Below are 11,611 nucleotides of genomic sequence, written 5' to 3'. Positions count from 1 at the left end.
ACAGCTGAACCAACTACCGGAGACCTCGCCTACATGCCAACGTGGACAGCAACTTTCGCTGAACATGCTGATGGGTTGGCACCGCACAGCGGTGCCAACCCATCATTCACTTCGAAACACTGCCTAGGTGTACTGACCATGGACGTTGGTGACGGCGTGGCGAGGTGACATGACGAAGACCTCCGAGTGAAGTGCGAGCTGTCTAGGAACACACCCACTCCGGAGGTCTTCGTGTCCCACCGTAACGCCCCACTATCGGAACTGGGCCGGTTACGGCTCGCCCGGTGCGTCGTCGAGGACGGCTGGCCACTACGCCGAGCGGCCGAACGATTCCAGGTCTCGGCCACCACCGCTAAACGGTGGGCCGACCGCTACCGCACCGCCGGCGCGGGCTGCATGAGTGACCGGTCCAGCCGCCCGCACCACAGCCCGAACCGCACACCCACCCGCACCGAACGCCGCATCATCAAAGTGCGGCTCCTGCGCCGGTGGGGACCGGCCCGCATCGCCTACCTGCTCGGACTGCATCCCTCGACCGTGCACCGCGTCCTGGCCCGCTACCGGATGACCCGGCTGCGGTGGCTCGACCGAGCCACCGCCACACCGGTCCGCCGCTACGAACACGCAGCTCCCGGTGACCTGGTCCACGTCGACATCAAGAAACTCGGCAACATCCCCGACGGCGGCGGCCACCGCGTCCTCGGCCGCCGCGCCGGATCACGCAACCGCACCCGGACACCCGGAAAAGTGTTGCGCCGCAACGGTGCCAGCCATGTCGGCAATAGCTACATCCACAATGCTGTGGACGACCACTCCCGCCTGGCCTACAGCGAGATCCTGCCCGACGAACGCAAGGAAACCGCTGTCGCGTTCTGGCAGCGGGCACGGAAGTACTTCGCCGCCAACGGGATCACCGTCGAACGAGTCCTCACCGACAACGGTTCCTGCTACATCTCACAGCTCTGGCGGTCCGAGCTCGCCGCGGGTGGGATCACCCACAAACGGACCCGGCCTTACCGACCGCAGACCAACGGCAAGGTCGAACGGTTCAACCGCACTTTGCTCGAGGAATGGGCTTACGCCCGCCCCTACCGGTCAGAGGCCGAGCGTCGGGCCACATTCGCCGAGTGGCTGCACACTTACAATCACCACCGCGGCCACACCGCACTCGGTGGACACCCGCCAGCCAGCCGCGTTCCTAACCTCTCAGGTCAGTACAACTAGGCGGTGTGTCGAAACTTGGTGCCGTAGCCACCGATTCGAGGTCGTCGAGCTATCGGTCTTGGTGTCGGTGTCCAGATCGACGCCATCGCCGATAGCGGAGTCGGCGCACGAGCCACTACCTCGCCCTCGCTTCCCGGTGGCCGGATCGCGCCCAGGCGCCGAGCGCGCGCTGGTGTACAGATTCTGCCGCGAAAACGTGCACCACAGCGCGCTCGGCGAAAAGACCGGGACGGGTAGGTGAGGGCGCTCCCGGTAGCGTGGCGGGCATGGACTCGCTGATGCACCGGATTCTGGATATCTCGCCGGTCTGGGTGTACCTGACTGTATTTCTGCTCGTGTTCGCCGAGGATGCGATCTTCGTCGGGTTCGTGATCCCCGGGGAGACCGCGGCGGTGCTGGGTGGGGTGGCGGCCAGTCAGGGGCATGTGGACCTGTGGTTGATGATCGTGCTGGTGGTGGTCGCCGCGATCGTGGGGGACAGTGTCGGGTACGAGGTCGGGAAGCATTTCGGGACCAGGTTGCTGGCGGCGCCGTTCTTGGATCGGCATCGTGCGCGGCTCGACCGGGCGCAGGACTTTCTGTCGCGGCGGGGTGGCTGGGCGGTGTTCCTCGGGCGGTTCACGGCGTTCTTCCGGGCGGTGATGCCCGCGCTCGCCGGCACCGCCCGCATGCCGTATCCGAAGTTCTTGTCGTTCAACGCGACCGGCGGCATCGTCTGGGGTGTGACGTTCGTGCTGATCGGGCACGCGGCGGGACTGTCCTACGAGCACGTGGCCAAGACCGTCGGGCGCGGGATGGCGATCGCGGTGGCCGTCGTCGTGGTGCTCGCGCTGATCGCGTGGAAGATCCGCGAGAGCCGGCACGAGAAGGCCGAAGAAGCGGATTACCAGGCCACGCACCCGAAGCAGTAGATCCGGCCGAGCGGGACCGGATCCGGGCACGCGGCGACGCTGCCACCAGGCGCGCCGAGCGCAGCGCGAACGTCACCCAGCTCGTGGCGACCGATGTTCAGCTCGGTGGCTGACCGGCGCCGTCGACGACCGGCCCCGCGGCGGGCGGCAGCGGCTGCCGAAGCTGCGGCTGATACGGCTGCGGCGGTGGGTAGTACACGAACGCGCCGGTCCCGACATGGTCCAGACCGGTGCCCAGGTCCGGTGCGGTGTTCACGATCGCCGCCACCAGTACGGCCAGCGCCGCGAACAACGGCTGGATCAGTACCGCGGCCCCGGTGCCGGCCTCCGTGCCGCGGCCGACCAGATGTTCACCGATGTAGCGCAGCAGATCGGGCCACCCGTCGATGCTCGCGGGCAGCGCCACCACGGTGTGCACCGGCGGATGCGCGTGATGCGGATGCCGCCACCCGGCGACCAGGCCGCCGAACCAGCTCATCACCTGCGACCCGAGCAGTGAGGCCACGATCACGCCGGCGGCGAGCAGCGGCCCGCGGAATCCGCGCAGCCGCCAGGCCGCGATCGCGGTCAACAGGCCGGTGACCAGGCCGACGCAGACGAACAGCGCCACCGCGTCGAACTCGTGCGCGCTCTCCCCCGACAGCACCGTGCCGAGACCCTGCGCCGAATCGACGACCACCACGTGCTCGACCGGCGCCAGCAGACCCCACACGGCACCGCCCAGCAGGCTCGCGGCGAGCACCGCGACCATCACACACACGACGACCCGCACCTGCCGGGTGCGGGTCGTCGCGCGCTTGTCGTAGGGCATCACCGTTCCAGGGACTTGGAGTCGATGACTCCGTGCCGGGAGCATTTTGCCCACCAGCCGTCCGGACTGACCTGGACGATCATCCGGCGTCCGCATTCGGCGCAGTAGCGCGGCGGTTCCAGCCCCAGCGCGGCCGCGGCGGGCAGCGCGTCGCCGGATCCGGCCGGCTGACCGGTGAACGGATTGAAACTGGGCACGTCGCAGACCTTACCCTGCACTGAACTCACCGATCGCTCAGAGGGTTTCGTTGAGCGCCTTGATCGGCATCGACAGCTCACCGAGCAGATCGATGTCGGCCTCGGCCGGACGGCCCAGGGTGGTGAGGTAGTTGCCGACGATGACGGCGTTGATGCCGCCGAGCATGCCCTGCTTGGCACCCAGGTCGCCCAGGGTGATCTCGCGGCCACCCGCGAAGCGCAGGATGGTGCGCGGCAGGGCGAGGCGGAACGCGGCGATGGCGCGCAGCGCGTCGGCGGCGGGCAGCACCTCGAGGTCACCGAACGGGGTGCCCGGGCGCGGGTTGAGGAAGTTCAGCGGCACCTCGTCGGGCTGCAATTCGGCCAGCTGCGCGGCGAATTCGGCGCGCTGCTCCAGGCTTTCACCCATGCCGAGGATGCCGCCCGAGCACACCTCCATGCCGGCGTCGCGGACCATGCGCAGCGTGTCCCAGCGCTCCTCGTAGGAGTGGGTGGTGACCACGTTCGGGAAGTGCGACTTGGCGGTCTCGAGGTTGTGGTTGTAGCGGTGCACGCCCATGGCGGCCAGCGCGTCGACCTGCTCCTGGTTCAGCATGCCCAGCGAGCAGGCGACCTGGATGTCGACCTCGGCGCGAATCGCCTCGACGCCGGCGGCGACCTGCGCCATCAGCCGCTCGTCCGGGCCGCGCACGGCGGCGACGATGCAGAATTCGGTGGCGCCAGTCTTGGCGGTCTGCTTGGCGGCCTCGACCAGGCTGGGGATGTCGAGCCAGGCGGCGCGCACCGGGGACTGGAACAGGCCGGACTGGGAGCAGAAGTGACAGTCCTCGGGGCAGCCGCCGGTCTTGAGCGAGATGATGCCCTCGACCTCGACCTCGGGACCACACCACTTCATGCGTACTTCGTGGGCGAGCGCCAGCAGCTCTTCGAGCTGGTCGTCCGCCAGGCGCAGGATTTCGAGGGTCTGGTCCTGAGTGAGACCGACGCCCTGTTCGAGCACCTGCTCGCGGGCGATGGCCAGAATGTCGCTCCGCACGGGCGCCTGGGTCATGGGATTCCCTTCGTCCGGCCCGGGTGTGGCCGTGGAACTTGAACGGTGTTCAGGCTAGGGTAGCGGCAACAGTGAGTCGAAGCACATTGGGGGGTTGCCCGTGCAGCTGCACCGCACCGACGTGGTGGACGGCGCCATCGCCATTCTCGACCAGTACGGCCTGGCCGATCTGACGATGCGGCGCCTCGCGACGTCCCTGCACGTCCAGCCCGGCGCGCTGTACTGGCACTTCCCGAACAAGCAGGGCCTACTCGGCGCGGTCGCCGACCGGGTCCTCGCCCCGATGGACGAGCCGGTCGCCGCCACCGACTGGGAGGGCCAGATCACCGAGCTGTCGCACCGGCTGCGGTCCTGCCTGCTCGCCTACCGCGACGGCGCCGAACTGGTCTCGGCCACCTACGCCTCCCGGCTGACCACCAGCAAGGGCCGGGAACGCTTGGCGGGAGCGCTGATTCGCGGTGGTATGACCCGCGAGGAGGCGGACCTGTCCGCGTACACGCTGCTCTACTACGTGCTGGGCGAGACCGTCGACGAGCAGGCCCGGATGCAGATGGACTCCGCCGGCGCACTCCCGCAGGACAAGTCCCCGCTGTTCGACACCATCAGTGCCACAGAACGTTTCGACTTCGGTCTGCAGCTGTTCCTCGGCGGCGTGCGACACCTGCTGGGTAGCCGGGTCCGCTAGACGCGGCGGCTCACCGCCTCGGCGAACAGCGAATCGCCGCACCTCCGTGGAGAGTGCGGCGATTCGCTGTCGATTGCTCAGGCCCGGGCCGCCCGGCGCGGCAGCAGCTGCACCAAACCCGCTGCCAGCAAGCAGAACCCGGCCATCGGCAGCAGGCTGGCGACGAACCCGCCGGCCAGGTCGGTGCCCGCGTAGAACTCGATCCCGACGATCGCGATGCCCAGCGCGCCACCGACCTGCTGAGCGGTGGACAGCACCCCCGCCGCGGCAGCCGCATGCTGCGGGCCGACGTTCGCCAGCACCACACCGGGTGTCGGAACGAAAGCCAATCCCATTCCGGCCCCGGCCAATACGGTGCCGGGCAGGGTCCACAGCACCGAGCCGTGCAGCCCGATGTCGTGCACCGCGAGCAGCAGCACCAGGTAGCCGAGCCCCTGTAGCACCGCGCCGACCGCGATCACCTGCCGGCCCAGCCGCGCCGTCACCGCCGTCGCGGCCATCGAGGTGGCCAGGTAGGCGACACCGAGTCCGAGGAACAGCAGGCCCGAATCCAGCGCCGAAAGTCCGCGTCCCTGTTGCAGATACAGCGCCAGGTAGAGGAAGAACGAACCCATCGCCATCTGGTAGGCCAGCGCGACACCGAGACCGGCCGAGAAACCCGGCTGCGCGAACAGGGCCGGATCCACCAGCGGCTCCCCGCCCCGGCCGCTCAGCCACCGCTGGTAGGCGGCGAACACGGCCAGCAGCAGCACCGCCGCGGCCAGCAACAGGAACGTCCACAGCGGCCACCCGTCCTGCCGACCCTGGATCAGCGGCAACACGGTCGAGACCAGCGCGGCCACCACCAGGCCCACACCGGGCAGATCCAGTCCGGTCCCCCGGTCGCCCTTCGATTCCGGCACCATCGGCCGCAGCAGTGCCACCGCGACGATCCCGATCGGGACGTTGATCCAGAAGATGTTGCGCCAGCCGAGCCCGAACAGATCGGCCCGGATCACCACCCCGCCGATCAGCTGCCCGAACACGCCCGCCACACCCATCACGAACCCGTACGCCGCATAGGCTTTCGCCTGCCGCGGCCCGGTGAACGTGGCGGCGATGATGCCCAGCACCTGCGGTGCCAGCAGCGCCATCCCGATGCCCTGGCCCACCCGGGCCGCGATCAGCTCCGAGGCGTTACCCGAGAGCGCGCATGCCGCCGACGCGGCCGTGAACACGGCGGTGCCGATGCCGAACAGGCGCCGCCGGCCGTACAGGTCACCGAGCCGGCCACCGGTGATCAGCCCCGCGGCGACCGCGAGCCCGAACGCCGCGACCACCCACTGGATGGCGGCCGCACCGGCATGCAGATCGGCCTGCGCGTCCGGGACGGCCACATTGACGATGAAGTAGTCGAGCGTGGACATGAAGGTGCCAGCCAACAGGATGACGAGGCTCCCCCACCCGGCCGCCCTGGTCGGGGGCGGGGCCGAAACCCGTTCTTCGGCAAGGAGATCAGTGGACATGACGGTGAGACCTTCCGTATTGCTGGAAATGTGGATGCCGTGAGCGCCGGGCTCCGGCCCCGAGCCGGGCGGCCCGGCCACTCAGGCGGCCGGGACCTGGTCCAGGAAGCCGTGGACTGCGGCGATGCGGCCGTCCTCGGCGACCTCGGCGACGTCGAAGCCGACGACCAGCGGGGCGCCGCCGGGGCGGCCGAGGTGCCAGGTGAAGCGGACCAGCTCGTGGTGGGCGTCGACGGGACCGCCGAGGGTGAACTCCAGGCCCGCGAACTGCTCCTGGACGGCGGCGATGGTGGCGGCGAGCGCCGCGTGGCCGCGGACCGAACCCATCGGGTCGGTGTATCCGGCGTTCTCGGTGAAGGTTTCGGCGATCAGTGCGTCCCGCTCGGCGGGGACGGTCGCGTTCCAGGCGGCCAGGTAACGCTGAACCAGTTCGGTGCGGTCGCTCATTGTCCTGCTCCTTCGAATCGTGCGGTAGCGGTGTTGTTTTCGCTGGTACAGACGTTACGGAGCAGGTCGGGCGGCCGAATCCGTCATGCTTAGGTACTCGCTACCGGTACTGGGGGCAGGTAAGGACCGGGCGCGATCCGAGCACCGGATGGATTGCCCGCAGCGGGACCTGACCGCCAAGATGGGGTCGATGATCACCGCATGCCGTGCGCCGGCCGCTGGCGCGACCCCATGACCGATCTGCTCTACGGCCGCGACGTCGAGCACGCCCGGATCGGCGAGCTCCTCGACCGGGCCCGCGCCGGCCACAGCGGCGCCCTCGTACTGCGCGGCGACCCCGGGATCGGGAAGACCGCGCTGCTGGACGATGCCGCGGCCACGGCCGGTGAGCTGCGGGTGCTGCGCGGGATGGGTATCGAGAGCGAGGCCGAGCTGCCGTTCGCCGGGCTGCAGTTGCTGCTGCGGCCCGCGCTGGGTGGCTTGTCCGCGTTGCCGGAGCCGCAGCATCGGGCGTTGTCGGCGGCGCTGGGCCTTCCGGTCCCGGCGGCGGCGCGCACACCGGTGGAGTCGCCGTCGGTGAGCGGTGCGGGCGCGGCGGAACCGATGCTGATCGGCCTGGCGGTGCTGTCGCTGCTGGCCGAGTACGCGGGCGACGCCGGGCTGCTCTGCCTGATCGACGACGCGCACTGGTTGGACCGGTCCTCGTGCGATGCACTGCTTTTCGCCGCCCGCCGGCTCTACGCCGAGGGTGTGGTGCTGTTGTTCGCGGCCCGCGACAGCGATCGTTTCACCGCGCCCGGGTTGCCCGAGCACCGGCTCGACGGACTGGCTCCCGAAGCCGCCGCGGCCCTGCTCGATCGACATCAGCTGTCCCCCGCGCTGCGCTACCGGCTGCTCACCGAGGCGCGCGGCAATCCGCTGGCGCTGCGGGAACTGCCTCTGGCACTGGCTGATTCACCCGATGCGCCGGCCGGGCCGCTCACGCTGACCGACCGCCTGCTGGCCGCGTTCCACGATCGAGTCGACCGGTTGCCCACCGCGACCCGCACCCTGCTGCTGATCGTCGCCGCCGACGACACCGGCGACCTCGCGGTGGTGCTGCGCGCGGCGCGCGACCTGGGCGCGGCGGTGGCGGACCTGGCGCCCGCCGAATCAGCGGGGCTGCTCACCGGCCCCGCGAATGCCGGTGCGGCAGTGAGCTTCCGGCATCCGCTGATCCGGGCCGCGGTGTATCAGCGGGCGCCGCTGGTGGATCGGATCGCCGTGCATCGGGCGCTGGCCGCCGCACTGGACACCCCCGACCAGGCCGACCGCCGGGCCTGGCACCTGGCCGCCGCCACCACCGGGCCGGACGACGAGGTCGCGGCCCTGCTCGAACAGACGGCCGACCGGGCCCGGGACCGCAGCGGGCACGAGGCCGCGGCCGTCGCCTACGAACGCGCGGCCCAGCTGTCCACGACGGCCCCGCCGCGCCAGCGACGTCGGCTACTCGCCGCCGAATCCGCCTTGCTCGCAGGCGATCTCGACCACGCGGCGCAGCTCGTCACCGAGATCGCCCCCGCGACCGAGACCGCCGGGCAGCCGCTGGTCCACGCCGAGCGCGGTCACCTGCTCGGACTGGTCCGGTTCTGGCAGGGCGACTACGCCGGTGCGCACACCCAGCTGTTCGAGGCCGCGGACCGGGTCGCGGCGGACGAACCGAGCCGGGCCGCGGTCATGCTCATGCAGGCCGTCCACACCGCCTGGTATCTCGGTGAGGCACAACTCGTTTCGACCCTGGACCGGCTGGCGGCGCTGCCGCTGGCACCGCAGGATCCGCTGTTGCCGGCCGTCGGATACGTACGGCACCTGATGGATTGGGGCAATGCCGAACCCACGTCGGCGCTGCGCGACATGGTCGCCGAGGTCCGGGCCCGCGGTGGCGCCCCGGAGTCGGTGTTGCTGATGTCGTGCGGCGCGGCGCTGGCACGCGCCCAGGACGACGACGCGTTCGTGCTGGCCAACGAGCTGATCGCCGGCTACCGTGCCGCGGGCGCGGCCGGGCGGCTGCCGACGGTGCTGTTCTTCGCCGCCGAGGTCGAATTGTTCGCCGGCTACCTGATCGACGGGATCACCCTGGCGACCGAGGCCCGGGCGCTCGCGCACGACACCGGGCAGCGGCACTGGGTCGGCCAGATCGACAGCCTGCTGGCCCGGTTCCACGCCGACACCGGCGACGAACAGGCCTGCCGCCGGCACGCCGAGGCCGGGTCGATTCCGGGTGCGGGTGGGTCCGCGCCCGGCGCCAGCTGGGCACACTGGGCACTCGGGCTGCTCGACTTGGGTTGGGGCCGAGCCGAATCGGCGGTCCGGCGGCTGGAACCCCTTGCCCAGGAACCGTATCGGCATCAGGTGGGCGCGCTGCGCGCCGTCCCCGACCTGGTGGAGGCCGCCGTCCGGATCGGCGAGCCGGAACGGGCCGCCGCGGGCATGGATCGCCTGATTCGGTGGGCGGCCTCGGTCCGCCGGCCCTGGGTCGACGCGCTGGTGCTGCGCTGCCGCGCGCTACTGGACGACGCCGCGGCCGAAGCGTGCTACCGCGAGGCGCTCGACCTGCACGATATCGACACCCGCCCAGTGGAATACGCACGCACCGCCCTGCTGTACGGCGAGTGGCTGCGCCGGGCCCGCCGCCGCTCCGAAGCCCGCCCGCACCTGAGCGCCGCCCTGGAGGTATTCGAGCGGGTCGGTATGCGCCCCTGGGCCGAACGCACCCGCGCCGAACTGCTCGCCACCGGCGCCACCGACGGCGCCACCCGCCCACGCGGGCCGGTCGCCACCCTGACCCCGCAGGAACTGCAGATCGTGCGCCTGGCCGCCCGCGGCCTGTCCAACCGCGATATCGCCGCCCAGCTGTTCCTGAGCCACCGCACCGTGGGTTTCCACCTGTACAAGGCCTATCCGAAGCTGGGAGTCACCTCCCGCACCGAACTGAAAGACCTTGCCGCGGAACTGGGTTGAGCCGTCGAAGCCCGCCGCCCGATCGGCAACCGTCCAAGCCGGGTGCTCAGGCGCAGCCGATGCTGACGGTATACGCGCCGGTCCCCGGGACGACAGCGGTGACCCGCCAGCCACCGGACACCGGTTGCGCCTGTGCACCGGTGACATTCGTGCCGGTGACGGCCGGGTGCGCGCAGCGGGCCGGAGCCCACAGGTCGGCGGCCTGGCCGGCGTGGTCGGCGGTGCCCGTGACGGTCAGGGTTCCGGTTGCCGGGTCGGCGGTGATACCGGTGAGAAGCCCCGGCGCGGACCGCGGATAGGCGCGGGAGACCGCGGTCAGGATGGCCGGGTCCTGCTCCAGACCGGTTTCCTCGCCCGCGGTGCAGTTCGGGCGGGTGCCACGGATTTGGATGTTGTGCGGGTCGCCGCAGGCCTGCCGCCAGTCCCAGAAGGTGCCGCCGACGCGGTACCGGTCCTCGAGTGCGGCGTAGCGGGTCACCTTGTCGGCGATCACCGCCTGGTCGTGGTCCCAGAATCCCCATTCGCCGTTGAAGAACGTGGTGCCGTATCCCTTTGCGGCCGTGGCGGTGTCGGCGAAGCCCTGGGCGAGGGTGCCGCCGAGCGGGCTGATGGACTCGTTGTACTGATGCGGCGCGTACACCGAGTTGGGGTCGTGGACACCGCCGCCCGCGCTGCCGATGCCGCTGACGGAGCTGCCCGCGCTGCCGGTTCCGCTGCCGGAACTGCCCGCGCTGCCGGAGCTGCCCGCGCTGTCGGAGCTGCCCGCGCTCCCCGTGGCGCTGCCCGCGCCGCTGCCGGTGAATCCCGCCTGCGGTCCCGGCACCGGCAGCGGGCCGGTGATGACCGACGGTTCGAAGAACACGATGTGCCCGGTGCCGTGCGGCGCCTTGCCCTCCGCGCTGCGGATCGCGGAAATGGCTCGCTGGTAATAGTTTCCGAGCAGCACGTAGTCGTCGTACCCGATCGCGAGTCCCGGGTTGGGCTCGTTCAGCAGGTCGTAGCCGGCGACGGCCGGGTCGGCGGCGAAGCGCGCCGCGACCGCGCCCCACACCTTGACCAGTTCGGATTGCACCCCGCCGGCGTCCAGATAGAAGTTCTGGAACGAGGTCTGAACCGCGACGGACAGTTCGCGTTCGCCGAACCGGCAGGTCGCCGAGGTGCCGACCAGCGCCGTGGCCCAGGCGGGTGCCCCGTCGAATCCGACGGCGGGATTGCCGAACGGCGGGCACCACACCCCGTCGGGGGTGTCGACGGCCGGGCCCCACGCGTCCTGGTGCATGTCGAGGATGACGTAGATGTCGTGGGCCCGAGCCCATTCCACTGCCTGGGCGATCCGGTCCAGGTAGCCCTGGTCGATCACGCCGCGGGTCGGTTCGAGCAGCGACCAGGTGATGATCAGCCGGACCACGTTGGCGCCGGTCGCGGCGATGCGCGCGAAGTCGTCTTCGGCGAGGCCGGCGGTGGCGGGCAGATCCGGCCATTCCTGGTAGTACTGGCCGAGCCCGTTCACGTTGACGCCGCGCAGCAGGACGGCCCGGCCGGTGTCGTCGGCGATGCGAGCGTCGGGACCGGTGACCGCGTGCAGCAGGTGGTCGACCTGGTGGCCGGGGAGCGCGGGCGCCGCGTGCGCGGCGCCGGCGAGTGGCAGTGCGGCGAGGGTGGATACAGCGGCCGTGAGCAGTGCCAGGCGCTGTCGGAGCTTCGTGTGGTTCAACGTTTCCCGGCTCTTGGTCGAAGGTGCGGCATGACGACCGGGCGGGATCGCCATGCCGCAGCTCAC

General features: G+C 70.7%; 10 protein-coding genes. 4 read left to right on the top strand and 6 right to left on the bottom strand.

Features of this window, described 5'->3' with window-relative positions; all coding sequences use genetic code 11:
• The first annotated feature begins 231 nt into the window (after positions 1–231).
• Together EBN03_RS27500 and EBN03_RS27495 are read left to right on the top strand one after the other, a co-directional pair.
• Entirely contained in the window at positions 232–1,224 is a 993-nt protein-coding gene (locus EBN03_RS27500; RefSeq protein WP_122191036.1) for an IS481 family transposase, read from the top strand.
• Between the two features lie 266 nt (positions 1,225–1,490).
• Positions 1,491–2,135, top strand: a complete 645-nt coding sequence (locus EBN03_RS27495; RefSeq protein ID WP_122191035.1) for a DedA family protein — start codon at positions 1,491–1,493, stop codon at positions 2,133–2,135.
• Positions 2,136–2,232: 97 nt separating this feature from the next.
• Here EBN03_RS27495 and EBN03_RS27490 read toward each other — a convergent pair whose 3' ends face one another.
• The 3 genes from EBN03_RS27490 to bioB are packed head-to-tail and all read right to left on the bottom strand — an operon-like array spanning position 2,233 to position 4,194.
• Positions 2,233–2,946, bottom strand: coding sequence for a DUF2567 domain-containing protein (locus EBN03_RS27490; RefSeq protein ID WP_158675752.1), 714 nt, complete (start codon positions 2,944–2,946; stop codon positions 2,233–2,235).
• Positions 2,946–3,143: a biotin synthase auxiliary protein BsaP gene (gene bsaP / locus EBN03_RS27485; RefSeq protein WP_122191062.1), complete on the bottom strand. Its 198-nt coding sequence runs from the start codon at positions 3,141–3,143 to the stop codon at positions 2,946–2,948. Before bsaP ends, EBN03_RS27490 begins: the two co-directional genes overlap by 1 nt.
• A 37-nt stretch (positions 3,144–3,180) precedes the next feature.
• Positions 3,181–4,194: a biotin synthase BioB gene (gene bioB / locus EBN03_RS27480; RefSeq protein WP_122191033.1), complete on the bottom strand. Its 1,014-nt coding sequence runs from the start codon at positions 4,192–4,194 to the stop codon at positions 3,181–3,183.
• A 100-nt stretch (positions 4,195–4,294) separates the two neighbouring features.
• Here bioB and EBN03_RS27475 point away from each other — a divergent pair, with 100 nt between their 5' ends.
• Positions 4,295–4,879 (top strand): TetR family transcriptional regulator, encoded by a 585-nt coding sequence (locus tag EBN03_RS27475; protein WP_122191032.1) that lies wholly within the window; start codon positions 4,295–4,297, stop codon positions 4,877–4,879.
• A 77-nt stretch (positions 4,880–4,956) separates the two neighbouring features.
• On the opposite strand, the gene EBN03_RS27470 is transcribed toward EBN03_RS27475, so the two are convergent.
• Both EBN03_RS27470 and EBN03_RS27465 read right to left on the bottom strand, forming a co-directional pair.
• Positions 4,957–6,384 carry an MFS transporter gene (locus tag EBN03_RS27470; RefSeq protein ID WP_199742981.1) on the bottom strand — a complete coding sequence of 476 codons (1,428 nt, stop codon included), beginning with the start codon at positions 6,382–6,384 and terminating at the stop codon, positions 4,957–4,959.
• An 81-nt stretch (positions 6,385–6,465) separates the two neighbouring features.
• Positions 6,466–6,831, bottom strand: a complete 366-nt coding sequence (locus EBN03_RS27465; protein ID WP_122191030.1) for a nuclear transport factor 2 family protein — start codon at positions 6,829–6,831, stop codon at positions 6,466–6,468.
• 201 nt (positions 6,832–7,032) lie between these two features.
• Between EBN03_RS27465 and EBN03_RS27460 the strand changes: the two genes are divergently transcribed.
• A complete protein-coding gene (locus tag EBN03_RS27460; protein ID WP_233608681.1) occupies positions 7,033–9,831 on the top strand; it encodes an ATP-binding protein in 2,799 nt (932 codons plus the stop codon).
• Positions 9,832–9,877: 46 nt separating this feature from the next.
• Here the strand turns inward: EBN03_RS27460 and EBN03_RS27455 are convergent, their stop codons facing one another.
• Positions 9,878–11,545, bottom strand: coding sequence for a glycoside hydrolase family 5 protein (locus EBN03_RS27455; protein WP_158675751.1), 1,668 nt, complete (start codon positions 11,543–11,545; stop codon positions 9,878–9,880).
• Between the last annotated feature and the right edge of the window lie 66 nt (positions 11,546–11,611).

Source organism: Nocardia stercoris (assembly GCF_003696265.1).
In the GTDB taxonomy this organism is placed as follows: Bacteria; Actinomycetota; Actinomycetes; order Mycobacteriales; family Mycobacteriaceae; genus Nocardia; species Nocardia stercoris.
Note: the sequence above shows the minus strand (reverse complement) of the source record. Positions and strands in the feature narration are given on the sequence as shown.